This window comes from Pantanalinema sp. (genome assembly GCA_036704125.1).
Classification (GTDB): domain Bacteria; phylum Cyanobacteriota; class Sericytochromatia; order S15B-MN24; family UBA4093; genus JAGIBK01.
The window spans coordinates 1-24,466 of the sequence record DATNQI010000031.1 but is presented as its reverse complement, the minus strand read 5'-3'; the positions used below and the strand labels follow the sequence as shown (position 1 = coordinate 24,466).

Sequence of the window (24,466 nt, the reverse complement as noted above, 5' to 3'; positions counted from 1 at the left end):
CCTGGGGACGACATGGACGACCTCACAGGTGAGGGGGGCGACATCCTGGAGGTTATACCCCGGACCTGGAAGCGATCCATCATCGTCGTGAAAGAGGGAGGCTGAAACCAGCCTCCCTCTTTCACGGGTGGGAAATCGCCTTACCTGAGGCTCTCCATCACCTTGTCGAGCACGTCCTTGCCGGGGCGCACCTTGGCCTCCGGGAGGGTGGCGAGCGGCTCGTCCACCAGGTTGAGGGCCGAGATGAAGTCCGGCTGCTGCTCGTTGACGTAGATGAGCCCCGTGAGGAACTCGCCCTTGCCGCTGGACTCCATCAGGGTCGCCATGGCCCCCGCGCGGCTGGTCGGGTCGTAGTCGCGCGAAAGGTTCTTGAGGGTGACCTTCGAGCCGTCGTGCATGTCGACCACGCGGGTCTCGCCCGGTACGATCTCGGCCTCGATCGGCGAGAAGGCCGGGATGAAGCCCAGGGTGTGCAGGGGCATGTCCAGCTCCTTGGCCGCGGTGTAGCTCTTGGTCGAGCCTTCGTGGTTGTTGAAGGTGACGCAGGGGCTGATCACGTCCAGGAGGGCCGTGCCCCGGTGGGCCATGGCGGCCTCGAGCAGGGCCACCAGCTGCTTGGGATCGCCCGAGAAGGACCGGGCGACGAACGAGGCGCCGAGCTGGACCGCCAGGGCGCACAGGTCGACCGGGGGCAGGTCGTTGGCCACCCCCGTCTTGAGGGTCGAGCCGATGTCGGCGGTCGCCGAGAACTGGCCCTTGGTGAGGCCGTAGACGCCGTTGTTCTCGACCAGGTAGATCATCGGCACGTTGCGGCGCATGAGGTGGACGAACTGGCCCATGCCGATCGAGGCCGTGTCGCCGTCGCCCGAGACCCCGATGGCGATGAGCTGGCGGTTGGCGAGCATGGTGCCGGTGGCGATCGCCGGCATGCGGCCGTGGACCGAGTTGAAGCCGTGGGCCTTGTTGAGGAAGTAGGCGGGCGTCTTGCTGGAGCAGCCGATGCCCGAGAGCTTCGCGACCCGGTGGGGCTCGACGCCCATCTCGTAGAAGGCGCGCACGATCTGGCCGGTGATGGCGTCGTGGCCGCAGCCGGCGCAGAGGGTGGACGGCGCGCCCTTGTAGTCGTTGAGGGTGAGGCCCAGCCGGTTGGTCTGGGGGCCCGGAGTGGTCGTCGCCATCTTAGTGCTTCTCCATTTCCAGGACGGGCGCGACGATCGACATGGCGTCGAGCGACATCCCGTCGTAGTGGCGGATCGAGCGGATCTTGGGCGCGTCGGCCGGGTCGATCTCGAGCCTGAGGAGATCGTGCATCTGGCCGTCGCGGTTCTGGTCGATCACGTAGACGCGCCGGCTCTTCTTCACGAACTCCTTGACCGACTGGGCGAAGGGCAGGGCCCGGACCCGCAGGTAGTTGGTCGAAATCCCTTGCTCGGCCAGCAGGTCGCGCGCCTCCTGGGCGGCGTGCTCGCTGGTGCCGTAGGAGACGATCGAGACCTCGGCGCCCCGCCAGTCCTCGACGGGGGAGGGGACGTGCTTGCGGGCGGTCTCGTGCTTGCGCGCGAGGCGATCGACCAGCCAGGTGTAGTCCTCCGGCTTCTCGGAGTACTTGGCCTCGGAGGTGTGGCCCGAGCCGCGGGTGAAGTAGGCGGCCAGGGGGTGCGGGGTGCCGGGCAGGGTTCGCTCGGGGATGCCGTCGCCCAGGACGTCGCGGTAGCGCCCGAACACATCGTGCTTGGCGCCCTCGGGGGCGGCCTCCACCCGGCGCGAGAGCGCGTCGGCCGTGACCACCGGCCCCCGGTCGAGGGGGCTGTCCAGGTAGGGGAAGGGATCGGCCATCCAGCTGTTCATGCCCAGGTCGAGATCGAGCATGACGAAGACCGGGGTCTGGAAGCGCTCGGACAGGTCGAAGGCCTGGTAGGCGAACTCGTAGGCCTCCTGCGGGGTGGCTGGGATCAGCACCGGGTGCTTGGTGTCGCCGTGCGAGGCGTGGTAGAGCGCCAGCAGATCGCCCTGCTGGGTGCGGGTGGGCAGGCCGGTCGAGGGCCCCACCCGCTGCACGTCGAAGATGACGCCCGGGAGCTCGGTGAAGTAGGCCAGGCCGACGATCTCGTTCATCAGGCTGATGCCCGGGCCCGAGGTGGCGGTCATGGCGCGCGCGCCGGCCCAGCCGGCCCCGAACACCATGCCCGCGGCCGCCAGCTCGTCCTCGGCCTGGACGGCGCCGAAGGTGGCCTTGCCGGTCTCGGGATCGAGGCGGTGCTCTTCGAGGTAGCCGATCAGGTTCTCGCAGAGGGAGGTCGAGGGGGTGATGGGGTACCACGCGACCACGGTGGTGCCGGCGAAGAGGCAGCCGAGGGCCGCGGCGCGGTTGCCCTCGATGATGATCTTGCCCTGGGTCCGGTCCATGCGCTCCAGGCGGTAGGGGACCTCGAGCGAAAGGTTGCCCTTGGCCCACTCGGCCCCGGCCTTGATGGCGTCGAAGTTGAGGGCGACGGCCTTCTGCTTGCCCTTGAACTGCTTGGAGAGCGCCGCCTCGATCTCGTCGAGCTCGATGCCGATCAGCTGCGCCAGCACGCCCACGTACACCATGTTGGTGACGAGCTTGCGGAGCTTGGCCTCCTGGCAGGTGCTCGCGACGATCGAGCCGAAGGGCACGCCGACGGCGACCACGTCGGCGCGCGACGGAGTGAACTTGAGGTCGCTGTTGTAGATGAAGACGGCCCCCGGCATGAGCGCCGCCTCGTCCTGGACGATGGTCTCGGGGTTCATCGCGACGACCAGCTCGTTCTGGGCCTTGCGGGCGATGTAGCCGTGCTTGTTGACGCGGATCGTGAACCAGGTGGGCAAGCCCGCGATGTTGGACGGGAAGAGGTTCTTGCCGCTGACCGGGATCCCCATGCGGAAGATCGAGCGGAGCAGGACGAGGTTGGCGGATTGCGAGCCCGAGCCGTTGACGGTCGCGACCTGGATCGAGAAGTCGTTGACGACCGGGTCGCCGCCTAAGCGCCCGCCGGCGCCCGCGGCGCTGATGGTGACTGCCATTTGAGTACTCTCTCTCTAACACAAGAAAAGAAGCGCCACGCGTCACGCGTGGCGCTTCTCTGATTATACTCCTGTTTCGCGCGGCCCTGGACCCGTGAAAACAGCGGATATTTCCGTCGAAGCCCGGGCTTCAGCGCCAGCTCAGCTCCAGGGTGCTCGAAGTGAAGCCGAGCGAGGCGTAGAGCGCCCGAGCCGGCGCGTTCTCGGGGTGGACGAAGAGCCTGAGGGCGTCGTAGCCCTCGGCCCTCAGCGCTTCGCGGGCGTGGGTCAAGAGCGCCCGCCCCACCCCCTGGCCGCGCGCGGCCTCGACGACCCCCACCGCGACGATCAGGGCCTCGGGCGTCTCGAGGATCGGGTGATGGCCCGCGATCGCCCACAGCCCCCCCACGGCCTCCTTCTGCCGCTCGGCGATCCACCAGCGCCTGAGCGGGACGTCGTAGCTCGCATGCAGGGCGTCGAGGCGATCGCGCAGGGTGAGCCGGCCGAGTTCGCCGAGGGAAGGGTAGCTCGCCAGCGCGACCATGGCGAGGACCTCGCGCATGAACGCGCGGTCGGCGTCGCCTCCGGTTCGCAGCTCCATCTCAGCGCGGGATGGAGCGCAGGGAGTCCCGCACCAGCGCCAGCAGCTGGGCCGGGTTCTCCGAGTAGCTCAGGGCGGTGTCGAAGTCGACGACCCCGTTCCTGAAGTGGTGCAGCAGCGACTGGTTCATGGACATCATCCCGTCGTAGGCGCCGTTGTGGATCAGGTCGTAGAGGTCGTCGAGCCGGTTCTTGAGGATGGCGTCGCGCACGGTGGCCGTGCAGACGAGCACGTCGAGCGCCGGCACCCGGCCGGGCCGATCGCAGCGCGGGACGAGGCGCTGGGCGATCGTTCCCTTGAGGGCGTTGCCGAGCTGGATCCGGATGGGCTCCTGCTCGTGCGGGGGGAAGGAGTTGACGATCCGGCGGATCGACTGCACCGCGTCGTTGGTGTGAAGGGTCGAGAGCACCAGGTGGCCCGTCTCGGCGGCCTTGAGGGCCATCTCGATGGTCTCCCGGTCGCGCATCTCGCCGATCAGGATGACGTTGGGGGCCTGGCGCAGGGCGGCCCTGACGGCCTGCGCGAAGCCCCGGGTGTCGTGCCCGACCTCGCGCTGGGTGAGCACGCAGCGCTTGGGCGGGTGCAGAACCTCGATCGGGTCCTCGATGGTCACGATGTGGCCCGCGCGGGTGCGGTTGAAGCAATCGACCAGGGCCGCCAGGGTGGTGGTCTTGCCGGAGCCGGTGGGGCCGGTCACCAGCACCAGGCCCTGGCGCTCGAAGACCAGGCGCTTGAGCGAGGGCGGCAGGCCCAGCTGCTCGATGGTGCGGATCTCGTCGGGGATGATGCGGATGACGGCCCCCAGGTGGCCGCCGGCGCGGTAGACGTTGAGACGGAAGCGGGCGATCCCCTCGAGCGCGAAGCTCGCGTCCAGCTCGAGCTCGGCGCCAAACGCGTCGGCCGAGTGGGGCGGAAGCACCGAGAAGACCAGGCGCTCGACTTCTTGCGGGCCGAGGGCCTCGGCGGCGGGGTCGATGGGGAGGACCTCGCCGAAGCGCACCATCTTGGGCGTCTCGAAGGCCTTGAGGTGGACGTCGGCGGCCCCCGCGGCGTGGGCGCGGGAAAGGAGGGTGGCGAGCGGCCCGGCGGTGGGCGCAAGGAGGGCTTCGGGCAAGGGATGCTCCTTTCGTCAGGCCTGGGCGAGTTCGGCTTGGACCTCGGGGGGAAGGGCGATGCCCGAGAGCACCTCCTTGAGCGCCGAGAGGTCGAGGCGCAGGGTGTCGACGCCGATCACGGAGCCTGAAAGGTTGGTCAGGGGCTCCCGGCACTCGGTCTTGCCGTGGGCGACGAACAGGTGGAGGGCCACGGCGGGGATGCTCGCGCCTTTGCCGTCCGGGTGGTTGAGCTCCCAGTACGCCCCCTTCACCCCTGCGCCGCAGTCGGGGCAGGTCCCGGTCGTCTCGGGGTGGCTCACCACCGCGTAGGGAAGGCGCTCGGCCTTGAGGAAGCCGAAGGCGCGGCGCGAGGCCTCGTCGTGGGCCTTGCGGATCTCGTCGGAGTTTTGGCCGACGTGGGGGCTGGCCGCGAGCTCCAGCTCGATGACCTGCGTCAAGAGCGGGATCTCGGGCAGGAACGCGCGCAGGTGCTCGAACGCCATGGGACCTCCTTGCGACGGGTGACCCCCGAAGGGACGGGGTGTGACACAGTGTGTCACGAGGCGCTCGACATGGCAAACGAGCAAAGCTTGGCCTCTCGGGTACAATAGTCCCGAAAGCGCCAGAAAGGAGGCCCCCTTGACCCCTCAGAACGTCCTTTACGGGGTGCTGATCGTGGCGGTGATCGTGGTTTGTAGCTTGCTTGCGGTCGTGCTGTGGCAGCTCGGTCTGGCCATCGCTCAGCTCCGCACCTCCGTCATCCCCCAGCTCGAGGCGGTCCTGCGCCAGGCCGAGCACGGCATGGGCCAGGCCGACCAGATCGTCGCCGACGTCAACCACAAGCTCGCCAAGATGGACAAGGCGGTGGATTCGGCCAACTCGGCCGCTGCTGCCATCGGGGAGACCGTGCTGTCCTTCAACAGGACGGTCGCGCGCCCCGCCGTCCTCCAGGTCGCGGTGCTGAGCGCCGGGCTCAAGGGGGCGCTCGGCTTCATCTCCGATCGCGCCAAGCGGCAAGAGACGCGAAAGCCGTCCGAGGCCAAGCCCCGGACGGCCATCATGGCGCGAAGGGATTAGAGGGCTAGACGCTCTGCTGCATCTCGCGCGGAGCGGGCGTCCACTCCACGCGCTTGCCATGGCTCCAGAGCTTCTCGAGCGCGTAGAACTCGCGCTCCTGCTCGAGCATGAGGTGCACGACCAGGACCCCGTAGTCCAGCAGGATCCAGCGAGCGGCCTGCATGCCCTCGACGTGGAGGGGCAGGTGGCCCGCCTCTTCGAGCTTCTTCTCGATGTTGTCGGCGATGGCCTTGATCTGGACGCCGGTGTTGGCCGAGCAGATCACGAAGTAGTCGGTGATGCTGGAGACGTGCTCCACATCGATCATGGCGATGGCGTTCGCCTTCTTGTCATCTGCGGCTTCCGCCGCCAGATCAGCCAGTTTGCGGCTGTCGATCAACTAAGAACCTCCCGGTTGCGGAGCCTCGCCGGAGCGGGTGAGGATCCAGTTGCGCGCCTCCACCATCTGGGGGTGGAGCGAGCGGCGTTTGTTCACCAAGTGTCGAATAGTGTAATCCATGGCGAGGCGCGTGGCTAGCGAGAGGTCGTCGTGAGCGGCCTCGCGCACCTCCTCGAGCCCGTTGTGGGCCTCGCGGCCGGGTTCGGTGTAGTCGGAGAGGAAGACGACCATCTCGAGCGGGCTCATGCCGACCCGGCCCAGGGTGTGGCTCGCGATCGCCTCGAGGATCTCGGGGTCGTCGATCCCGAAGCGCTCGCGGGCCAAGAGCGCCCCCAGGCGGCCGTGGAGCCTGGGCATGGGATTGACCTCGTCGATGGGCATGATGTCCACGCCCCGCTTGCGGCACTCGTCGAGCAGCCGGTGCCCCGGCGTCTCGCGGGCCACGTCGTGGAGCATGGCGGCGATGTAGGCGCGATCCGCGTCCACCCCGTGCCTCGCAGCCAGCTCTCTTGCGGTCTCGGCCACGCGCAGGATATGAGCGACCCGCTTCGCCGAAAGGGTTTCGGCGAGGTAGGCCTGGATGGTCGAATTCAGCGTTATCATCGTTTTGAAGGGCGCTCCGCTTGCGGGAGTTGGCACGGATGGTCGGCCGTTTTTGCCGGATAGAGATTGTAGCGCTCCATGTAAAGCGCGGTCAACCTCGGGAGGCGATCCGCCACGCTGGCTCCGGCCTGAAGCTCCTCGCGCAGCTCGGTGCTCGAGACGTCGACGGGGGGCATGGGCAGCGGCCGCACCCGTTCGCGAAGCTCGGCCGGGAGGGCCCCGGCGATGGCGGCCTCCAGCGCGTCGCCCGCAAGGCCCGCGCGCGGCACCACCCAGAAGCGGCAGGCGGCGATGAGCTCCTCGGCGCGGTGCCAGCGCATCAGCGCGCCCACGTTGTCCGCGCCGATGAGCCAGTAGAGCTCCGCCTCGGGGCCTTCGCGCTCGCGGACGTGCACGACGGTGTCGTAGGCGTAGGAGGGCCCGTGCCGCGAGAGCTCCCAGCGCTCGACGGTGATCCGGGGCTCGTCGAGGGTGCCGAGCACCGCCATCAGGTAGCGCTCCTCGCCGGGAGCAGGAGGCACGTGCTGCTTGTGGGGCGAGACCCTTGCAGGGACGACGTGCAGGTGGTCGAGCCCCCCTTCGTCGAGGGCCACCTGGGCCACCTGCCGGTGTCCCAGGTGGAAGGGGTCGAAGGACCCGCCGAAGATGCCGATGCGTCGCGTCATGGTTAGCGCGTCTGCCCCGCGCCCCGCACCAGGTACTTGGTGGTGGTCAGCTCGCGCAGGCCCATGGGGCCGCGGGCGTGAAGCTTCTGGGTCGAGATGCCGACCTCGGCGCCGAAGCCGAACTCGCCCCCGTCGGTGAAGCGGGTGGAGGCGTTGACGTAGACGGCCGCCGCGTCCACCTCGGCAAGAAAGCGCTCGCTGTTGGCGTAGTCGTTCGTCACGATCGCCTCCGAGTGGCCGGTGCCGTACCGGTTGATGTGGGCGATCGCCTCGTCCAGCGACCCCACCACCCTGACCGAGAGGATGAGGTCCAGGAACTCGGTGGCCCAGTCCTCGTCGGTGGCGGCCTTGGCGGGCGGGAAGGCCGCGACGGTCCGCTCGTCGCCCCGGATCTCGACGCCCGCGGCGTGCAACTTCTCGAGCATGCCAGGCAGCCAGTCCACCGAGCGCGAGGCGTGCACCAGGAGGCTCTCGGCGGCGTTGCAGACCCCGGTGCGCTGGCACTTGGCGTTCAGGACGATGGCCTCGGCCATGGCCGCGTCGGCCGTGGCGTCCACGTAGACGTGGCAGTTGCCGGTGCCGGTCTCGATGACGGGCACCCGGGCCTTCTCGACGACGCGCCGGATGAGGCCCGCCCCGCCGCGCGGGATCACCACGTCGAGCAGGCCCGTGAGGCCCAACAGCTCGTCCACCGCGCTGCGCTCGGCGTGCTCGACCCCCTGGACCAGGTCGGGACTGAGGCCCTCGCTCTCGAGCGCCTCCTTGACGGCCCGCACCAGGACCCGGTTGGAGTCGAGCGCGGCGCTGCCCCCGCGCAGGATGAGGGCGTTGCCCGACTTGAGGCAGAGGCCCGCGGCCTCGATCGTGACGTTGGGGCGCGACTCGTAGATGAAGCCCACCAGCCCCAGGGGCACGCGGACCTGCTCGATCTTGAGGCCGTTGGGGCGCGTCCAGCCTCCCACCACCTCGCCGAGGGGGTCGGGAAGGGCCGTGATCGCGCGCAGGCCGTCGGCCATGGTCTTGACCCTGCCCCCCTCGAGCGAGAGGCGATCCAGCAAAGGGGCGCTCAGCCCCTCGGCCGCGCCCCGCTCGAGGTCGCGCGCGTTGGCCTCGAGGATCCCGGCCTCGGCCGCGACCAGCCCATCGGCGATGGCGTGGAGGAGGCGATCGCGCGCGCCGGAGGAGGCCCGCGCCAGGGTTGGGGCGGCCGCCTTGGCGGCCTCGGCGAGGGTACGGACGGATGGAGTCATGACGGTCATGGAGCCTCCTCGAGCCAGGGATCCCGCCTGGATCTTAGGCGGTCGTCCCTCCCTTGGCAAGGAGGCGCTAGGGGCTGACCTCGATGACCTCGGGGCCCGCGGTGGCGTAGCCGCCGGCGCGCACGACGAACGCAGCCGTGCCTTGGCCCTGGAAGGCGACGTCGACGAGCGGGACGGGGAGGGTCGCCTGCACGCTCGCTTCGCGCTTGGCCTTCGGCACGTCCACGAAGGCCGCCTGGTCGCTGATCAGGTCGCTGGGAGAAAGGCCGGCGGAGCGGTAGGCGTACGCCCTGGCGCGGAAGTCCGTCTCCTTCTTCAGGGTGAGGAAGACGGGCGATTGCAGCGCGGCGCCGGAGACGTCCGCGGTGATGGGCTGCCCCTTCTCCTCGATGGGAACCTCTTTGTTGCCCTGCACCCGGAAGAGCTTGACCACCAGGTGGTGGATGCTCGCCGAGGTGTTCGGAGGCGCGGTGGCCTGGGAGCGGTAGCTGCCCGGGGTGACGGCGAGGTCGAGCCGCACGGTGAAGCCTGGCTCGTCCTTGGCGTTGCCCTCCACCGAGGGCTGGGCCGATCCGCAGGCGCTCAGCAGCAGGGCCGAGGCGAGCGCCATCGACATCATGCATTTCCTAGGCATCGCCCCACTCCTTTGCGTTCGAGTGCGTTCGAGCGCATCGCGCTCGCTCCGAACGAATCCTTGCTCGCACCTTATCTAATCGGAGGGCGCTCGCACCACGGCCGATCGTCTAAAGGATGTCGGGCCTCCCGTCCTTCAACGGCGAGGACCGCGTGGTTCCTGGGCCGGTTTGCGTTCGGCGAATTTGACCAATAAAAACGGGTCAACAAGTACCGGGCAAGCAAGGGTCGACCGCGTTAGGGTGAGGCCTGCTCCCCAACTTCCCAACAACATCCCTTCATCGAAAAAGGAGACGTCATGAAGAAAATCATCGGTTCGCTCGCCCTCGTCGCGCTCTTGACCGCCTGCCATGCGGCCCCAGCCGGCTCCCCTGTCGGGAATGCCAGCGTGACGATCAGCCCCCGCGTCATCGCGGGTGAGCGCACCACCCAGGCCGTCGTCAATCCGTTGACCGCCGCGAGCATCGACCACCTGACCCTCAAGCTCTACAAGATGGACGGCGCCACCGAGAACGAGAAGGCCTCCAAGGACATCGCGGGCCCCATCGGTAGCCAGACCGTCAGCTTCGGCAACCTTGCTCACGACAGCGCTTACCGGATCCGGGCCTTCGCCTACGCCACGGCCGGCACCTCCGACCCGATCAGCGTGGACGCCGACTCGCTGCTGGACTTCTGGGTGGAGGTCGATAACGAGATCGCCCTCCCCGCCGTTCCCGTCCAGCTCAAGAACGTGACCTTCAGCGGCACGAGCAATGCCGCCGGTCTCGCCGTCACCAACGGCGATCTGGTCTACTCGGGCAGCGAGGCCATCAACTAGCCAGGCTGCCCTCCATCTCGACACCTGCTCCTGACGTTGCGGCAGGTAGCGGCGCACGATCCGGCTGGACAAGCAGTCGGGATTGCGAGCCGCTACCTGCCTGAAATTCACCCACTCGCCAACGTAGTCATCGACGCAGAAGGAGACTCAGGATGCGCTTGACCTTGCCGACCGCTTTGTCACTCCTCACGCTGGCGACCGCTTGCACCCACGTTCAGCCCCTGACGCCGCCGGGCACGACCCTGATCGTCACGCCGCGGTTGTTCGAGGGCTCGCGCATCCAGGCCGTCCTCGCCCCCAAGAAAGCAACCGACATCAAGCGGCTGGATCTCGTCCTGGAGGTTGAGACCGGGTCGGGCGCCTTCGCGCCGATCTCGGCCGTGACGGGCCAGCCCACGACCCTGTCGGACCCCGACGTGCTGAGAAAGACCCTGGTGGCCCCGATCGACTTCGGCGGCTCCACGGTGCTCGGCAACCTCCGCCCCAACACCACCTATCGGGTGCTCGCACGAGCCTTCGATGCCGGCGGCGCGCTGATCTCGACCGATGATGCCCTCTGCGCCGCCACCGTCGCGGTGGGAAACAACGACCAGTCGACCCTTGCCGCGAGCCTTCCCGTCAAGCTGGCCGACACCCTGTTCGCGGGCCAGGCCAGCGTGACGGTCAATCTGCTGGGCCCCTCCAACGCCGCGCTGGACCTCATCGACCTGACGCACGGGGGCGAGAAGGCCAGCCACCCCGGCGTCACCCAGGCGAGCGCTTCCCGGACCGTGACCGTGTCCAACCTCCGGCCGAACACCACCTACCAACTGCTCGCCACCTCCTTTGACGCCGGCGGCAACCAGGTTTCGACCGCCTCGACCTCCCTGGTCGTCACCAACGACGACGCCCTGGCCCCGGGGTCGATCGACGTGCCGGCCGTGAAAACCGACCTCGTCTCCAACCTCAAGGAGCCGATGGGCGTGGCGGTGGGCCAGGACGGCTTCATCTACGTCGCCGAGTCGGCCCTCAACCAGGTCAAGAAGTACGACGCGAGCGGAGCCCTGCAAGCCACCTACTCGGACCTCGCCATCGCCAATCCGCGTGGGCTCGCGGTGGATGCCGCCAACAACCTGTACGTCACGACCCTCGGTGGTGACAGCGTCCTGGTCTTCTCGGCGAGCGGGACGCTCGAACGAACGTTGACGGGCCTCTCCAACCCCAAGGGCGTGGCGGTGGACGCCGCGGGCAACGTCTACGTCGCAAGCTCCGGGAACAGCAAGATCTTCAAGTTCCCCCCCGGCGCCACGTCCTCGACGACGGTGGTGGCCAGCACCACCAACAGCGGCGAGGGGGTGGTCCTGGACGCGGCTGGAGCGCTCTACTACACCGCCACCGGCGCCGGCAAGGTCTACAAGCTGGTGAACGGCCTGCCCACGCTGATCGCGTCGGGCCTCACAGGCGCGGCCGGCCTCACGGTGGACCCCTTCGGCAACGTGTACGTGGTGGCGCGGGGCAACGACAAGGTGGTCAAGATCCTCCCGGGCGGCACCGTCCTGACCACCGCGATCGGCTTCAAGCTGGCTCAGTCAATCGCCCTGGCGCCGAGCGGGCAGCTCTACGTGACCGACTCCGGCTACAGCGGCGTCATCGACAAGATCATCCGGTTGCAGTGAGGGCGGGAAACTCAGAGGACGACGAGGTTGTCGCGGTGGATCACCTCGTCGGCGACCTTGAAGCCGAGAATTTTCTCGACCTCCGAGCTCTTGCGGCCCTGGATGCGGTGCAGCTCGGTGGCGCCGTAGTTCGCGATCCCGCGCCCCAGCTCCCGGCCGGCCCCATCGCGCAGCGAGACCGTCTCGCCCGGCAAGAAGTCGCCCTCCACCCCGGTGACGCCCGTGGGCAAGAGGCTCTTGTTCCCCTGGACCAGGGCGCGCACGGCCCCTTCGTCCAGGCTCAGCACGCCCTTGACGGCCATCCCGAAGGCGAGCCAGCGCTTGCGCGCCTCCAGCCGGTCCTCGCGGGCCCGGAAGATCGTGCCGCGCACCGCGCGCCCCTCGCAGAGATCGACGAGCCGGGCGGGGGCCTGCCCCGACATGAGGGCCATGGGGATGCCCGACGCGGTCGCGATCCGCGCGGCGGCGAGCTTGGTCACCATGCCCCCGGTGCCGACGTCCGAGCCCGCGCCCCCCGCGAGCGCCTCGATCTCGGGGGTCAGCTCGGGGACCTCGGGGATGAGGGTGGCGTCGGGATGCTTGCCGGGGTTCTTGTCGTAGAGGCCGTCCACGTCCGAGAGGATCGCGAGCCAGTCCGCGTCCACCAGCTGGGCGACCAGTGCCGAGAGGGTGTCGTTGTCCCCGAACTTCAGCTCGTCGATGGCCACCGAGTCGTTCTCGTTGATGACGGGCACCACCCGCACGTCGTGGTCCAGAAGGGCCCGAAGCGTGTTGGAGGCGTTCAGGTAGCGCTGCCGGTCGGAGAGATCCGCCCGGGTCAGGAGCAGCTGCGCGCTCGCGAGGCCCAGGGGCGCGAGGAAGGTCTCGTAGGCGTGCATCAGGAGGCCCTGGCCCACCGAGGCCGCGGCCTGCTTGGCCGCGATGGTGCGGGGCCGCTCGGCCATCCCGAGCCGGGCCCGGCCCGCCCCCACCGCCCCCGAGGTGACGATGACGGTGCGCCAGCCGCGATCGGCCAGGTCCGAGACGGCGCCGGCAAGGCGCATGAGCGCCTTGCCGTTGAGACCGGTTGCCGTCGCGACCGTGCTGGTCCCGACCTTCACGACGAGGATCCGCTCCATGGTTCCGGCCCCAGGCGCTCGAGGCCTAGACGACGAAGTCGAACTCGAGGCTGCCGATCCGCACCGTGTCGCCGTCCTGGATGCCGTGGGCGACCAGGGCGTCGGTCAGGCCGAGGCGGGTCCAGGCGCGCTGCAGCTTGAGCAGGGACTCGGGGCTCTCCATGTTGGTCAGCTCGAGCAGTCGCTCGATCTGCTCGCCCTGCACCACGTAGACCCCGTTCTGCTTGCTGATGGTGAAGGTCTTGCTGATGGGCTTGGGGGCCTCCTGCGGGGTGGGCAGGAAGCTGGGCGGCGGCGGCAGCTCGCGGACCCGGTGCCGGACGAAGTTGAGCAGGGGCGTGAGGCCCTCGCGGGTCGCCGCCGAGATCTGGAAGATCGGGCAGCCCTGGGCCTCGAGGGCCGAGGTCAGCCGGGGAAGGTTCTCCTGGGCCTCGGGCAGATCCAGCTTGTTGAGCACCGCGACCATGGGGCGCTCGGCCAGCTCGGGCGAGTACTTCTGGAGCTCGGCGTTGATCGTCTCCCAGTCCTTGAGCGGGTCGCGGCCCTCGGGGCCGCCCGAGGCGTCAAGCACGTGCAGGAGGATCCGGGTGCGCTCCACGTGGCGCAGGAACTCGTGGCCGAGCCCCGCCCCGGTGTGGGCGCCCTCGATCAGGCCCGGGATGTCGGCCACCACCACCTGGTCGCCGTCCGGGAACTGCACGACGCCCAGCTGGGGCTGCAGGGTGGTGAACGGGTAGTCCGCGATCTTGGGCTTGGCCGCCGAGATCACCGAGATCAGGGTGGACTTGCCCGCGTTGGGCAGCCCCACCAGGCCCACGTCGGCCAGGAGCTTGAGCTCCAGGCGCAGGGTCCGGGCGGCGTCCGATCCGCCCGGCTCGGCGTACTGGGGAGCACGGTTGGTGGGGGTGGCGAAGTGCTGGTTGCCGCGGCCGCCCTTGCCGCCCTGGGCCGCGACGTAGGAGTCGCCCGCATGGCTCAGGTCCGCGAGCAGCGCGCCGGTGTCGGCGTCGTAGATGACGGTGCCGCAGGGGACCTTGATCACGAGGTCGGGCGCATTCTTGCCCGTCATGTTCTTGTTCTCGCCCTTGCCCCCGGGCTCGGCGGTGAAGTCCTTCTTGTAGCGGAAGTCGAGGAGGGTCTGGAGGTCCTCGGTGGCGCTCAGGATGACCGAGCCGCCGTTCCCCCCGTCGCCGCCCGACGGGCCGCCGTGGGGGACGTACTTCTCGCGGCGGAACGCGACGGCGCCGTTACCTCCGGCGCCGCTTTTGACCTTGATGGTTGCACGATCGATAAACATGTTCGCCAGTGTACGCCGCGCCTCGCCGGGGCGTCAACGAAGGTCATGGGCGCAAACGCACGATGCCATCCCCGCTTCGGCCCTCTAGGATCGAGAAGGCGGCGTCTCTCGTCTTCCCCTTCAAGGAGGCTCCAATGGCCGTTCCCTGGCTGATGCTGGTCCTGGCGGGGGTGGTCGCGGCCTCCCCGCTCTACGTCAAGCGGGGGCCGGTCCCCGATCCCTTGCCGGCGACGCCGGACCCGAGCGTCGCGTTGCCGAGCGCCCTCGAGAAGGCGGCGGGGCATCCGCTGGCCCTCGGCGCGCGCCTGCGCATCTCGACCACCCAGGGGGCCATCACGGTGGTGCTGTTCCCGGCCGAGGCGCCGAGCTACACCCGCCACTTCCTCAAGGAGGTGGACTTCGGCACCTTCACCTCCGAGGGCTTCTGGCGGATCGCTTCGAGCTACGTGCAGCTCGGCGCTCCCGACACCGACGTGGACAACGGCTCGGGCACCCACTCCTACGCCCTGATGCCCACCACCTTCGACCACAACCGCCTGCCCCAGTTGGCCGGCGCCCTGGTGATGGATCGCGCCTTCAGCCAGGACGCGACCCCCGCTTTCGTCCGTCACCGCTACGGCATCGTCAAGGAGGACGGGGCGGGCTTTCCCGGCACCGTCATCGGGCAGGTGATCGAGGGGCTGGACGTGGCCCGCCGCCTCGGGCCGCGGGACGCCATCCATGGTATAACCTTGATTTAAAGTCGCCCTTTTCGCCTTTCTCGTTCAACGAGACGCGCCCATCCAAGGAGACGCCCTACTATGAACAAGGTGCACGCCAACGCGCCGGAAGCCCTCACGGGTCTCCTGCGCGACGGCATGACGATCATGGCCGGGGGCTTCGGCCTCTGCGGCATTCCCGAGAACCTGATCCTCGCGATCCGGGATTCCAGGGTCAAGGACCTGACCTTCATCTCGAACAACGCCGGGGTCGACGATTTCGGCCTCGGCTTGCTGCTCCAGACCCGCCAGATCAGGAAGATGATCTCGAGCTACGTCGGCGAGAACAAGACCTTCGAGCGCCAGTTCCTCAGCGGCGAGCTCGAGGTCGAGCTGGTGCCCCAGGGCACCCTCGCCGAGCGCATCCGCGCGGGCGGGGCCGGCATCGGCGGCTTCTTCACCCGCACCGGCGTCGGCACCAAGGTCGCCGAGGGCAAGGAGACCCGCGTCATCGACGGCCACGAGTACGTCCTCGAGGCTCCCCTCAAGGCGGACCTCTCCATCGTCAAGGCGTGGCGCGCGGACACCATGGGCAACCTGGTCTACCGCAAGACCGCCCGCAACTTCAACCCCATGATGGCGACCGCAGGCGCCGTGACCATCGCCGAGGTCGAGGAGCTGGTCGAGGTCGGCACCTTCGACCCTGACCAGATCCACACCCCCAGCATCTACGTCCAGCGCATCATCCTGGGCGCCCACTACGAGAAGCGCATCGAGCAGCGCACGACCCGCCCGCGCGCCGCGGCGGCGGTCTAGAGGAGGACTCGGAAATGGCACTCGATCGCTTCCAGATCGCCCAGCGCATCGCCCAGGAGCTGCGCGACGGCTACTACGTCAACCTCGGCATCGGCATCCCGACCCTCGTGGCCAACTACATCCCCGAGGGCATGGACGTCGTGCTCCAGAGCGAGAACGGCCTCTTGGGCATCGGGCCCTTCCCCTTCGAGGGCGAGGAGGACCCGGACCTCATCAACGCGGGCAAGCAGACCATCACCGAGCTTCCGGGCTCGGCCTACTTCTCCAGCGCCGACTCCTTCGCGATGATCCGCGGCGGCCACGTGGACCTCACCATCCTCGGGGCCATGCAGGTCTCGGCCAAGGGGGATCTGGCCAACTGGATGATCCCCGGCAAGATGGTCAAGGGCATGGGCGGGGCCATGGACCTGGTGGCCGGCGCCAAGCGCGTGGTCGTCGCCATGGAGCACGTCAGCAAGAACGGCGAGCACAAGATCCTCGAGGCCTGCGACCTGCCCTTGACCGGCAAGGGCGTGGTCCACATGGTCGTGACCGACCTGGCGGTGATGGACGTGACCCCCGAGGGCCTGGTCCTCATCGAGACCGCCCCCGGCGTCTCGGTGGACGAGATCAAGGCCAAGACGGGCGCGCCCCTTCTGGTCTCGCCCCGGCTCAAGGAGCTCGTGCTCGCCTAGTTTTCTCGATCGCGGCGGTCTCGCTTGGCTCCAAGCGGGTCCGCCGCGCTCTTGAAGATCGGCTCGCCGGTGGGGGCCTCCTCGAAGGGCTGGAACAGCGACCAGGCGGAGAAGCCCGCGATCGCAAGCCCGCACAGGGTGTTGAGCACCCCGAGCACGCTACGAGCGCCCAGGTCCGTTATCAGGGGCAAGACGATCAGGTAGAGCCCCAGGAGGCCGCTGAGCCACGAGAGCAGGCGTGGCCCCGCCACCAGCCGCCCGGCGGCCAGGCCGGCCACGACCAGGCCCGCGATCACGTCGCTCCAGAAGACGCCGGGCTGGTCCCATGCCCCCATGACGATCGGGGCGGCGATCAGGGCGAGGGCCACCAGGATCGTCAGGAGGTTGGGGGCTTTCGAGCGCTCGAGATCCATCTGGTCCCTCCCTATCTTGCCGATGGGTTTGGGGCTATCCTATGAAGGGCGATCCGGCCCGTCAACGGGCGATCGCGTTCTGTCTTGTTACGAAAGGAATCCCATGCGTAAAGTCGTCATCGCCAGCGCCGTCCGGACCCCGATCGGGTCGTTCGGCGGGGCGTTCAAGGAAGTCAGCGCCGTGGACCTGGGCGCCCACGTGATCAAGGAGGCTCTCAAGGCCGCGGGCGTCTCTGCCGAGGCGGTCGACGAGGTCATCATGGGTAACGTCCTCCAGGCCGGTCTCGGCCAGGGCCCCGCGCGCCAGGCGGCGCTCAAGGCCGGCTTGCCGGTCGAGGTGCCCGCCACCACCATCAACAAGCTGTGCGGCTCGGGCCTCAAGTCGATCAGCCTGGGCGTCCAGGCCATCCTCCTGGGCGACGCCGACGTGGTGGTCGCGGGCGGCATGGAGAACATGAGCCAGGCCCCCTACGTCATGCCCGGCGCCCGCTGGGGCGCTCGCATGGGCACCACCCAGCTCCTCGACACCATGATCGCCGACGGCCTCCAGTGCGCGGTCAACGACTACCACATGGGCGTCACCGCCGAGAACATCGCCGAGCAGTACAGCCTCTCGCGCGAGGAGCAGGACCAGTTCGCGCTCGCCTCGCAGCAGAAGGCCGAGGCGGCCATGAAGGCCGATCGCTTCGCCGACGAGATCGCCCCGGTCTCGATTCCCCAGCGCAAGGGCGACCCCAAGGTCGTCTCCCAGGATGAGTACCCCAAGCACGGCACCACCCTCGAGGCCCTCGCCAAGCTGCGCCCCGCCTTCAAGAAGGACGGCGGCACGGTGACCGCGGGCAACGCCTCGGGCATCAACGACGGCGCGGCGGCGGTGGTCCTGATGAGCGAAGAGAAGGCCAAGGAGCTCGGCATCAAGCCGCTCGCCACGGTCGTCGCCTACGCCTCGGGCGGGGTCGACCCCTCGGTCATGGGCATGGGCCCGGTGCCCACGGTCAAGAAGATGCTCTCGAAGTCGGGCCTGACCATGGCCGACATGGACTTCATCGAGCTCAACGAGGCCTTCGCGGCCCAGAGCCTCGGGGTGGCCAAGGAGCTCTCCTCCGACATGGACAAGACCAACGTCAACGGCGGGGCGATCGCCCTCGGCCACCCGATCGGCGCCTCGGGCGCCCGCATCGTCGTCACCCTGCTGCACGAGCTGAAGCGGCGCGAGGGCAAGTACGGCCTCGCCAGCCTCTGCATCGGCGGCGGCATGGGCACGGGCCTCATCGTCGAGCGCTAGTTTCGCCTCGCGCGAAGACCGCGGCCACCCATCGGGGGCCGCGGTCTTCGTCTTTCGCGGGCATCAGCCCCCGAAGTAGTCCTCGATCTTGAAGGTGCAGGCGCTGCAGCGGATCTTGAGGTAGTTGGCGTCGAAGAGGACCTGTAGGGTCGGCTGGCTGCAGTCGGGGCAGAGCTTGCTGCCGGTGGCCAGAAGCCGCTGGCCGAGGAGCTCAAGTTCTTGTTCGGTGCGTTGCATCGTCTTTCCCTCGTCTACCAGCGCCTGGCTTCGACCATGGCGCATGGGCCGCCCCAGAGGACCGTCATCCCCCGGCTCTCGGCGTATCGGATGGCCTCGGTGTCCTCGGCCCCCGGCTGGAACCAGATCTGCGAAACCCCCTTCTCCAGGCAGTCGTCGATCACCTGCCGGGCCTGGCTGGGCGGGACCACCACGTCCACCACCGCAGGGACGATGGGCAGGGCCTTGACGCTGGGGTAGGTGGGCGAGCCGTCGTCGAGGCCGTTCGGCTCGTTGGGGTTCACCGCGTAGACCTCGTAGCCGTTGGCCTTGAGGCGGTCGAAGATGCGCCGTCCGAACTTGTGGTGGGCATTGGAAGCGCCGACCACCGCCCATTGCCGCTCGTTCACCATGTTCTCGACCGCATCCGACATGTCCGTCTCCTTCGCGCCTCCCCGTTTCCAAGCGGGGGCGAGGGCGATTCTACCAGAGGCAGCGAGCAGGCGCCAGCGCGCCTCGAACGCCTCAACTCTGGTATCATGGGCGCATGGCACCCAAGCACCGTACCCCCTTCATTCCCGGTCAGGGCCCCCTCGGCACCCCCTCGGCGGACGCGACTCCCGAAGAGCTCGCCCGCCTCGGCGGCGACTACCTCGAGCGGGGCCAGCTCAGCGACGCGGTCTTCGCCCTGCGCCTCGCGCTCAAGCGCGACCCGCGCCACGCCGAGTCGCACTACCTGCTGGGCGAGGTCCTCGCCGAGAAGGACAACGTGCCGGGGGCCATCAAGGAGTACCGCGAGGCGATCGAGAGCGACCCCGACTACGCCGACGCCTACTTCGGGCTCGCCTGGGCCCTGGAGACGCAGGGCCAGCTGAGTGAGGCCATCACCGCCCAGCGCAAGGGCCTCTCGCTCGACCCCGAGAACGTGCAGAACCACGTGGAGCTCGGCACCATGCTCTTCTTCGCGGGCAACCTCGACGGGGCCGCCAGCACCTTCAAGCAGGCCCTCTTCCTCGACCCCGAGAACGCCGTCGCGCACCAGGGAATCGGCGCCATCCTGTTCGAGAAGGGCAGCTTCGAGCAGGCGTGCGAGGCCTTCCGCAAGGCCATCGAGGCGAGGCCCGACTGGTCCTTGCCCCACCACGACCTGGCCATGGCCCTCTCGTGCCTCAACAAGACTGCCAGCGCCCAGCTCCAGACCCGCATCGCCCAGCAGGTCGAGGAGCGCGAGAAGCTCAGGGAGCAGGCGGATCAGATCGTGCTCGAGGCTCACCGCGAGCACCTGAAGGGCGACGACGCCCGGGCCGAGGCCCGGGTGCAGGAGGCGCTCGCCATCGCCCCGGACCACGCGCCCAGCTACCGCATGCGCGGGATGATCGTGGCGAGCCGCGAGGACCTCGAGGGCGCGGTGCCTCTCTTCGAGCGCGCCCTTTCGCTCGACCCCCAGGACGTCGACGCGCGCAGCCACCTGGCCTGGGCCCTGGAGCAGCTGGGTCGCCTCGACGAGGCCGAGGAGGCCATCCGGGGCCTCTTGAGGCGCGTGCCCGGCGACTCGTGGGCGCACAACCACCTGGGCTGGATCCGCTTCCAGCAGGGCCGTCTCGACGAGGCGATCGCCGAGTACCAGAAGGCCCTCTCGACCAACCCGCGCAACCTCAACGCCCTCTACAACCTGGGATCCGCCCTCATCGAGCTGGGCGAGTTCGCCGAGGCCATCGGCCCCTTGCGCGCCGCCCTCAAGGCCGATCCGGCCGACACCGAGGCGCGCCTGCACCTGGCCTGGGCCTACGAGCAGCAGGGCGAGTGGGAGGTGGCCATCCGCGAGCTGAAGCAGCTGCTGGAGCTGGACGCCGACGACGTGGACGCGCGCTTCGAGCTCGCCTGGTCCCTGGAGCAGACCGGCGACCAGGAGGCGGCCCTCAAGCTGTACGCCGAGGTGCTGCGCATGGACCCCGAGCACAGCTTCGCCCACAACAACCTGGGCTCGCTCCTCGAGCGCCGGGGCGATCGCCGCGGCGCCGAGAAGGAGTACCGCCTGGCCATCAACGCCGACCCCGCCAACACCAACGCCCACCACAACCTCGCCAACCTCCTGGCGGCCAAGGGCGATCGAAAGGCCGCCCTCAAGCAGCTCACGGCGGCCCTGGAGGCCACCCCCGACGAGCACGAGCTGCGCTTCAGCGTCGCGCACCTCCTGGCCGAGATGGGCCGCCTCAAGGAGGCCGTGGACGAGTACCAGGCGTTCCTCTCCCACTTCCCGGACGATGCGATCGCCCGGCACGACCTGGCCGCGACCCTTCACGAGCTGGGGCGCCTCGACGAGGCCGCCGAGGCCTACCGGCAGGCCCTGGAGCTGGACCCCGGCTTCGTCGAGGGCTACGAGCACCTGGGGGTGCTGCTCGAGGAGATGGGCGATCGCCACGGCGCCCACGAGGCCCAGCGCACCGCCCAGCGCCTCGCGCGGATCCAGGGGGATCGGCGCTAGCAGACCCAACGAAACGAGCCCCCGGCCGCATTGCGGCCGGGGGCTCGTTTCGTTGGGATCAGGCCGTGACGGTCTCGAGCTGCAGCGCCGAGAAGATCCGCTCCATCTCGGTGGATACCGACGACGGGGTGATCTGGCCGAAGAAGAGCAGGCGGAGCTTGCTTTCGGGCACCGCCGAGAGCTTGGCGAGCTCGGGGATGCCGAGCCCCCAGTGCCCCATGCGCTTGAAGATGGTCTTGAGCTCGGGGGAGTAGCCCTCGTCCTGTGGGAAGAGGCCCATCATCGACGGGTTGATGAGGTTGAACTGGATGGGGTTGTCGCTGTAGCCCCGGTCCGAGAGCATCTTGTCGAAGAGCAGGTTGAGGAAGCGCAGCTCCAGGTCGCGCATCTCCTCGGTGCGCCAGCGGTGCTCGCGCGCCACCGAGTACTCGGGGAAGTCCGAGGGCTGCATCCCGAGCGCCGTCGAGAAGAGCTGGATGAAGGCGCGGTTGGTGGGGAAGGGGTGGTCGCCGCGCAGGATGCCGTAGAAGTAGGGCCGGCTGATGCGGCCCTCGATCTTGCGGTAGAGGTCCTCGCGGGTCAGGCGCAGCTCGCGCATGCGGTCCCAGACCCTCTGGGCCGAGGGCGACAGCCCTTCCTGGAAGCGGACGTATTCGGGAAAGCGGGTCGGGTCGATGTCGAGGATCTCGGCCATTTTCTCGAGCGTCTCGCGGATGCCCGGGAACGCCACCTTCCCGTTGAGGATACGATAGATATACTCCGGACTGACCCCCAGACGGCGGGCGAACTCTACTTTACGCAGGCCCATCTCGTCGAGGCGCCGGAGGATCGTCTCCACCGAGGGGGACGTAGTGTGTCGATCGGCTGCCATGAATACCTCCATCCTAACCATATTACGCAGGATGCCGCACGATGCCAAGGAACGGATGGCAGTAACGGCGGGGGTTTAAGCTTCCTGCTAGGCCGAACCCCGAGATTTTGCCAGGCGATACAGCCCGAGCGTGGACCGGAAGGTTTCCATGGCGGCCTCGGCGAGCGCGGCGCCGTCCATGGCCTGGACCTCGTCGCGCATCAGGTCGATCCCGCACAGGGCCTCGGCCTTTGAAACCCGCGCCACCCGCTCGAAGTAGGCCGCGAGCGCCGCGTCGTCCATGGCGCCGTGGCGATCGCCGAAGGGGCGCATGTGGTCGTGGGACCAGCGCATCGCGCCGGGCACGGCCTCGCGCACCCAGGCGAGGTCCGCCAGCGCGAGCTCGGCGAAGGGAGCCTTGAGGGGACTCTCGTAGATGAGGGCGAACTGGGCGAAGACGTGGGTGCCCCAGAGGCCGAGCTGGAAGTGCGGGTGCGCCTTGTAGCCGCGCGGCTGGGTGGACCAGGCCACCCAGGTGTCGTCGGGCGGGTTGACCGTCCGGCGGGCGTGCTTGGCCACGTGGGGGTAGACCGGCTCGCCCAGCATGGCGCCGAGCTCGGGGGCGAGGGCGGCCCCGAGGGCCTCGAGCTTGGGGCGGACCCTGGCCTTGAGCGCCTCCATCCGCGCAGTGAAGTCGGGGATGGAGAAGACGTCGAAGTCCTCGGCCGAGAAGCCGGCAAGACGCGGCGGGAGCGGGGCGATCGGGGCTTTCATGAGCACCTCTTCCTGGTCGACGATCATAAACTTAGCAGAAAAAACTGAGAAATCCCTAAACGCATAGCCTCAAGACTCCGGGCAAGATGCTGAAATGTGCGTCGGTGCTCCTCGCCGACTCGCCGTCCAGGTCGATCGGTTGCGCCTCGGCGCACTCCACCCGGACCTTTCGCGCCCGGCACCAGGTCACTCCCGGCTGGTCGAGGTGCGTGCCTCGGTAGATGGCGACGACGTTGGCGAAGAGGGCCGCGCGCGGCAGATCCCCCACCACCATGACGTCGAGGAGGCCGTCGTCCGGGTGCGCGCCGGGCAGGACGCGCATGCCCCCGCCGAAGTACCGCCCGTTGCCGACCACCACGTTCCAGCAGCGCCCCTCGAGGACCTCGCGAGCGTCGTCGAAGGTGATGCGCATGGTCGTGGGCCGGTAGGTGGCGAAGGCGTGAAGGGTGCCCCCGAGGAAGGTCAGGAAGCCGCCCAGGGCCTTGGAGCCTCGGTTGATGCGATCGACCACGGCCCCGCCGAGCCCGGCCTCGGCGATGTTGACGAAGTGGCGCGCTTTGCGCTGGCCCGCGTCGTCGACGAGCTCGGCCAGGCCCACGTCCAGCCGGCGCTCTCTTCCCGACAGCAGCAGCTCGGCGGCTTTCAGGGGGTCGCGCGGGATGCCGAGGGTCCTGATCAGGTCGCCCCCGGTGCCGGCCGGCAGGATGCCGAGCGCCGCCTCGGGAGCGATGGGGCGGCCGTCTACGAAGAAGCCGTTCACCACCTCGTTGACGGTGCCGTCGCCCCCCACCGCGACGATCCGGCGCGCGCCCTCCTCGAGGGCCTGGGCCGCCAGCGTCCGGGCGTGGCCCGGACCGTCGGTGAAGCGGACCTCCCCCGAGAGGCCGAGGCGGCGCAGGCGGGCCTCCATCGAGGCCCAGCGGGCTCCCGCTGCGCCCTGGGCCGCGCGGGGATTCACCACGAAGACCGTCATGGCGCTCCTTTCACGATGCCGGGAGGGTCTGACCATTCTACGGGACGATCCGCCGGAGGCCCAGCCTCGAGGTTGTATTAACTTTTTACTAAGAATAGTTTATACTCACTTTATTCGGCGCAATCCTCGGAAGCGGAGACGAACATGGTTGGCATGTCATGGTGGCTAGCGGGCGCGTTGATCGGGGGGGCGACCTGGCTTGTGACGAGCCTGGCGCACCGGCGCCGCGAGCGCGAGCGAGAGGCCGCGCTCGTCGAGCGCCTGGCGGCCAACGATGCGCGGGTGGCGCACTTCCTCGGCATGATAAGCCACGAGCTCCGCACGCCGCTCAGCTCGGTGCTCGCCTTCGCCGAGTTCCTCGAGGACGGCCTGGGCGGGCCTCTCTCCCGGGACCAGGGCGTCTACGTGAACCGCATCCAGGTCGCCACCGCCCAGATGCAGCGCCTGGTGGACGATCTGCTCGACTACCACCGGGTCAGCCAGGGGCGCTTCCAGCTTGCGTGCAGGCCTCTGAACTACTGCGAGCTCGTCAAGGGCGCCCTCGCCCAGGCGCGACCGGCCTTCAGCGCCAAGCACCAGCGCCTGGAGCTCGTCCTGCCGCACCACCTCGCCCCGGTCTACGGGGACCCCGAGCGCCTCTCGCAGGTCCTGCTCAACCTGCTCTCCAACGCGTCGCGCTACACCCCGGAAGGGGCCGAGGTCCGGGTCGAGGTGGCGCGCGAGGGGGTCGAGGTCGCCACCCGGGTGGTGGACGACGGCCCCGGGATCTCGCAGGAGGCCGTGGCGCACCTGTTCGAGCCCTTCTTCCAGGCCAACGCGGGGGCCACCTCGCGCCAGTCCGGCCTGGGTCTGGGCCTGGCCATCGCGCGGGGACTGATGCTCGCCCACCACGGCTCCCTTTCGGTCGAGAGCGCTCCCGGCAAGGGGGCGGTCTTCGTCGCGCGAATGCCGCTCGCGGCCGCCGGCTTCACCCTGCCCCTGGAGCGGGCCGCTTTGACCCAGCCCCTGCAGCCCCTCTTGAGCGAGGCCTGAAAAAAATTCTCGCGCGGCGCGCAAGTTTGAC

General features: G+C 68.9%; 27 protein-coding genes. 9 read left to right on the top strand and 18 right to left on the bottom strand.

Going from position 1 to position 24,466, the window contains the following annotated elements; all coding sequences use genetic code 11:
• Positions 1-140 precede the first annotated feature (140 nt).
• From V6D00_04690 to V6D00_04670, 5 genes are all read right to left on the bottom strand, one after another.
• Complete coding sequence (locus tag V6D00_04690) at positions 141-1,178, bottom strand: 2-oxoacid:ferredoxin oxidoreductase subunit beta (GenBank protein HEY9898459.1); 1,038 nt, start codon at positions 1,176-1,178, stop codon at positions 141-143.
• Position 1,179: 1 nt separating this feature from the next.
• Positions 1,180-3,042, bottom strand: a complete 1,863-nt coding sequence (locus tag V6D00_04685; GenBank protein ID HEY9898458.1) for a 2-oxoacid:acceptor oxidoreductase subunit alpha — start codon at positions 3,040-3,042, stop codon at positions 1,180-1,182.
• Positions 3,043-3,172: 130 nt separating this feature from the next.
• Positions 3,173-3,622, bottom strand: a complete 450-nt coding sequence (locus tag V6D00_04680; GenBank protein HEY9898457.1) for a GNAT family N-acetyltransferase — start codon at positions 3,620-3,622, stop codon at positions 3,173-3,175.
• Position 3,623: 1 nt separating this feature from the next.
• Positions 3,624-4,736, bottom strand: a complete 1,113-nt coding sequence (locus V6D00_04675; GenBank protein ID HEY9898456.1) for a PilT/PilU family type 4a pilus ATPase — start codon at positions 4,734-4,736, stop codon at positions 3,624-3,626.
• A gap of 15 nt (positions 4,737-4,751) precedes the next feature.
• Entirely contained in the window at positions 4,752-5,219 is a 468-nt protein-coding gene (locus V6D00_04670) for a hypothetical protein (GenBank protein ID HEY9898455.1), read from the bottom strand.
• 136 nt (positions 5,220-5,355) lie between these two features.
• On the opposite strand from V6D00_04670, the gene V6D00_04665 reads away from it, so the two are divergent.
• Positions 5,356-5,793 (top strand): hypothetical protein, encoded by a 438-nt coding sequence (locus V6D00_04665; GenBank protein HEY9898454.1) that lies wholly within the window; start codon positions 5,356-5,358, stop codon positions 5,791-5,793.
• A gap of 4 nt (positions 5,794-5,797) precedes the next feature.
• Here the strand turns inward: V6D00_04665 and rsfS are convergent, their stop codons facing one another.
• The 5 genes from rsfS to V6D00_04640 form a co-directional block, all read right to left on the bottom strand.
• Complete coding sequence (gene rsfS / locus V6D00_04660) at positions 5,798-6,172, bottom strand: ribosome silencing factor (protein ID HEY9898453.1); 375 nt, start codon at positions 6,170-6,172, stop codon at positions 5,798-5,800.
• Positions 6,173-6,775, bottom strand: coding sequence for a bis(5'-nucleosyl)-tetraphosphatase (symmetrical) YqeK (gene yqeK / locus V6D00_04655; GenBank protein ID HEY9898452.1), 603 nt, complete (start codon positions 6,773-6,775; stop codon positions 6,173-6,175).
• Positions 6,772-7,440: a nicotinate (nicotinamide) nucleotide adenylyltransferase gene (gene nadD, locus V6D00_04650; protein HEY9898451.1), complete on the bottom strand. Its 669-nt coding sequence runs from the start codon at positions 7,438-7,440 to the stop codon at positions 6,772-6,774. The genes yqeK and nadD overlap by 4 nt, the downstream gene beginning before the upstream one ends.
• Before the next feature lie 2 nt (positions 7,441-7,442).
• Positions 7,443-8,699 carry a glutamate-5-semialdehyde dehydrogenase gene (locus tag V6D00_04645; GenBank protein HEY9898450.1) on the bottom strand — a complete coding sequence of 419 codons (1,257 nt, stop codon included), beginning with the start codon at positions 8,697-8,699 and terminating at the stop codon, positions 7,443-7,445.
• 67 nt (positions 8,700-8,766) lie between these two features.
• Positions 8,767-9,315: a hypothetical protein gene (locus tag V6D00_04640; GenBank protein ID HEY9898449.1), complete on the bottom strand. Its 549-nt coding sequence runs from the start codon at positions 9,313-9,315 to the stop codon at positions 8,767-8,769.
• A gap of 315 nt (positions 9,316-9,630) precedes the next feature.
• On the opposite strand from V6D00_04640, the gene V6D00_04635 reads away from it, so the two are divergent.
• Positions 9,631-10,149, top strand: coding sequence for a hypothetical protein (locus tag V6D00_04635; protein ID HEY9898448.1), 519 nt, complete (start codon positions 9,631-9,633; stop codon positions 10,147-10,149).
• 152 nt (positions 10,150-10,301) lie between these two features.
• Positions 10,302-11,804: an NHL repeat-containing protein gene (locus V6D00_04630; GenBank protein HEY9898447.1), complete on the top strand. Its 1,503-nt coding sequence runs from the start codon at positions 10,302-10,304 to the stop codon at positions 11,802-11,804.
• Positions 11,805-11,815: 11 nt separating this feature from the next.
• Here V6D00_04630 and proB read toward each other — a convergent pair whose 3' ends face one another.
• Positions 11,816-12,922 (bottom strand): glutamate 5-kinase, encoded by a 1,107-nt coding sequence (gene proB, locus V6D00_04625; protein ID HEY9898446.1) that lies wholly within the window; start codon positions 12,920-12,922, stop codon positions 11,816-11,818.
• A 25-nt stretch (positions 12,923-12,947) separates the two neighbouring features.
• Positions 12,948-14,219: a GTPase ObgE gene (gene obgE / locus V6D00_04620; GenBank protein HEY9898445.1), complete on the bottom strand. Its 1,272-nt coding sequence runs from the start codon at positions 14,217-14,219 to the stop codon at positions 12,948-12,950.
• A gap of 134 nt (positions 14,220-14,353) precedes the next feature.
• On the opposite strand from obgE, the gene V6D00_04615 reads away from it, so the two are divergent.
• The 3 genes from V6D00_04615 to V6D00_04605 are packed head-to-tail and all read left to right on the top strand — an operon-like array spanning position 14,354 to position 16,407.
• The gene (locus tag V6D00_04615) at positions 14,354-14,959 is read left to right on the top strand and encodes a peptidylprolyl isomerase (protein ID HEY9898444.1); all 606 of its coding nucleotides are present in this window, start codon (positions 14,354-14,356) and stop codon (positions 14,957-14,959) included.
• Positions 14,960-15,019: 60 nt separating this feature from the next.
• Positions 15,020-15,733, top strand: a complete 714-nt coding sequence (locus V6D00_04610; protein HEY9898443.1) for a CoA transferase subunit A — start codon at positions 15,020-15,022, stop codon at positions 15,731-15,733.
• Positions 15,734-15,747: 14 nt separating this feature from the next.
• A complete protein-coding gene (locus V6D00_04605) occupies positions 15,748-16,407 on the top strand; it encodes a CoA transferase subunit B (GenBank protein HEY9898442.1) in 660 nt (219 codons plus the stop codon).
• Here the strand turns inward: V6D00_04605 and V6D00_04600 are convergent.
• Complete coding sequence (locus tag V6D00_04600) at positions 16,404-16,820, bottom strand: hypothetical protein (GenBank protein ID HEY9898441.1); 417 nt, start codon at positions 16,818-16,820, stop codon at positions 16,404-16,406. The genes V6D00_04605 and V6D00_04600 overlap by 4 nt on opposite strands.
• A gap of 103 nt (positions 16,821-16,923) precedes the next feature.
• Here V6D00_04600 and V6D00_04595 point away from each other — a divergent pair, with 103 nt between their 5' ends.
• Positions 16,924-18,105, top strand: coding sequence for an acetyl-CoA C-acetyltransferase (locus V6D00_04595; GenBank protein ID HEY9898440.1), 1,182 nt, complete (start codon positions 16,924-16,926; stop codon positions 18,103-18,105).
• 63 nt (positions 18,106-18,168) lie between these two features.
• Here the strand turns inward: V6D00_04595 and V6D00_04590 are convergent, their stop codons facing one another.
• Positions 18,169-18,342, bottom strand: coding sequence for a hypothetical protein (locus V6D00_04590; GenBank protein ID HEY9898439.1), 174 nt, complete (start codon positions 18,340-18,342; stop codon positions 18,169-18,171).
• Between the two features lie 14 nt (positions 18,343-18,356).
• Entirely contained in the window at positions 18,357-18,755 is a 399-nt protein-coding gene (locus V6D00_04585) for a CoA-binding protein (GenBank protein ID HEY9898438.1), read from the bottom strand.
• A gap of 113 nt (positions 18,756-18,868) precedes the next feature.
• Between V6D00_04585 and V6D00_04580 the strand changes: the two genes are divergently transcribed.
• Entirely contained in the window at positions 18,869-20,806 is a 1,938-nt protein-coding gene (locus tag V6D00_04580; protein HEY9898437.1) for a tetratricopeptide repeat protein, read from the top strand.
• 58 nt (positions 20,807-20,864) lie between these two features.
• Here the strand turns inward: V6D00_04580 and V6D00_04575 are convergent, their stop codons facing one another.
• The 3 genes from V6D00_04575 to V6D00_04565 form a co-directional block, all read right to left on the bottom strand.
• Entirely contained in the window at positions 20,865-21,677 is an 813-nt protein-coding gene (locus V6D00_04575) for a helix-turn-helix transcriptional regulator (protein HEY9898436.1), read from the bottom strand.
• 87 nt (positions 21,678-21,764) lie between these two features.
• Entirely contained in the window at positions 21,765-22,430 is a 666-nt protein-coding gene (locus V6D00_04570; protein HEY9898435.1) for a DUF1054 domain-containing protein, read from the bottom strand.
• 55 nt (positions 22,431-22,485) lie between these two features.
• Complete coding sequence (locus V6D00_04565; GenBank protein HEY9898434.1) at positions 22,486-23,403, bottom strand: diacylglycerol kinase family protein; 918 nt, start codon at positions 23,401-23,403, stop codon at positions 22,486-22,488.
• A gap of 153 nt (positions 23,404-23,556) precedes the next feature.
• Between V6D00_04565 and V6D00_04560 the strand changes: the two genes are divergently transcribed.
• Entirely contained in the window at positions 23,557-24,435 is an 879-nt protein-coding gene (locus tag V6D00_04560; protein HEY9898433.1) for a HAMP domain-containing sensor histidine kinase, read from the top strand.
• Positions 24,436-24,466 lie beyond the last annotated feature (31 nt).

Excerpts from the sequence above, each read along its gene's own strand:
- V6D00_04690 (HEY9898459.1), bottom strand. The coding sequence starts at position 1,178 with ATGGCGACGACCACTCCGGGCCCCCAGACCAACCGGCTGGGCCTCACC.
- V6D00_04685 (HEY9898458.1), bottom strand. The coding sequence starts at position 3,042 with ATGGCAGTCACCATCAGCGCCGCGGGCGCCGGCGGGCGCTTAGGCGGC.
- V6D00_04680 (HEY9898457.1), bottom strand. The coding sequence starts at position 3,622 with ATGGAGCTGCGAACCGGAGGCGACGCCGACCGCGCGTTCATGCGCGAG.
- V6D00_04670 (HEY9898455.1), bottom strand. The coding sequence starts at position 5,219 with ATGGCGTTCGAGCACCTGCGCGCGTTCCTGCCCGAGATCCCGCTCTTG.
- yqeK (HEY9898452.1), bottom strand. The coding sequence starts at position 6,775 with ATGATAACGCTGAATTCGACCATCCAGGCCTACCTCGCCGAAACCCTT.
- nadD (HEY9898451.1), bottom strand. The coding sequence starts at position 7,440 with ATGACGCGACGCATCGGCATCTTCGGCGGGTCCTTCGACCCCTTCCAC.
- V6D00_04645 (HEY9898450.1), bottom strand. The coding sequence starts at position 8,699 with ATGACCGTCATGACTCCATCCGTCCGTACCCTCGCCGAGGCCGCCAAG.
- V6D00_04640 (HEY9898449.1), bottom strand. The coding sequence starts at position 9,315 with ATGTCGATGGCGCTCGCCTCGGCCCTGCTGCTGAGCGCCTGCGGATCG.
- V6D00_04635 (HEY9898448.1), top strand. The coding sequence starts at position 9,631 with ATGAAGAAAATCATCGGTTCGCTCGCCCTCGTCGCGCTCTTGACCGCC.
- V6D00_04630 (HEY9898447.1), top strand. The coding sequence starts at position 10,302 with ATGCGCTTGACCTTGCCGACCGCTTTGTCACTCCTCACGCTGGCGACC.
- proB (HEY9898446.1), bottom strand. The coding sequence starts at position 12,922 with ATGGAGCGGATCCTCGTCGTGAAGGTCGGGACCAGCACGGTCGCGACG.
- obgE (HEY9898445.1), bottom strand. The coding sequence starts at position 14,219 with ATGTTTATCGATCGTGCAACCATCAAGGTCAAAAGCGGCGCCGGAGGT.
- V6D00_04615 (HEY9898444.1), top strand. The coding sequence starts at position 14,354 with ATGGCCGTTCCCTGGCTGATGCTGGTCCTGGCGGGGGTGGTCGCGGCC.
- V6D00_04610 (HEY9898443.1), top strand. The coding sequence starts at position 15,020 with ATGAACAAGGTGCACGCCAACGCGCCGGAAGCCCTCACGGGTCTCCTG.
- V6D00_04605 (HEY9898442.1), top strand. The coding sequence starts at position 15,748 with ATGGCACTCGATCGCTTCCAGATCGCCCAGCGCATCGCCCAGGAGCTG.
- V6D00_04600 (HEY9898441.1), bottom strand. The coding sequence starts at position 16,820 with ATGGATCTCGAGCGCTCGAAAGCCCCCAACCTCCTGACGATCCTGGTG.
- V6D00_04595 (HEY9898440.1), top strand. The coding sequence starts at position 16,924 with ATGCGTAAAGTCGTCATCGCCAGCGCCGTCCGGACCCCGATCGGGTCG.
- V6D00_04590 (HEY9898439.1), bottom strand. The coding sequence starts at position 18,342 with ATGCAACGCACCGAACAAGAACTTGAGCTCCTCGGCCAGCGGCTTCTG.
- V6D00_04585 (HEY9898438.1), bottom strand. The coding sequence starts at position 18,755 with ATGTCGGATGCGGTCGAGAACATGGTGAACGAGCGGCAATGGGCGGTG.
- V6D00_04580 (HEY9898437.1), top strand. The coding sequence starts at position 18,869 with ATGGCACCCAAGCACCGTACCCCCTTCATTCCCGGTCAGGGCCCCCTC.
- V6D00_04575 (HEY9898436.1), bottom strand. The coding sequence starts at position 21,677 with ATGGCAGCCGATCGACACACTACGTCCCCCTCGGTGGAGACGATCCTC.
- V6D00_04570 (HEY9898435.1), bottom strand. The coding sequence starts at position 22,430 with ATGAAAGCCCCGATCGCCCCGCTCCCGCCGCGTCTTGCCGGCTTCTCG.
- V6D00_04565 (HEY9898434.1), bottom strand. The coding sequence starts at position 23,403 with ATGACGGTCTTCGTGGTGAATCCCCGCGCGGCCCAGGGCGCAGCGGGA.
- V6D00_04560 (HEY9898433.1), top strand. The coding sequence starts at position 23,557 with ATGTCATGGTGGCTAGCGGGCGCGTTGATCGGGGGGGCGACCTGGCTT.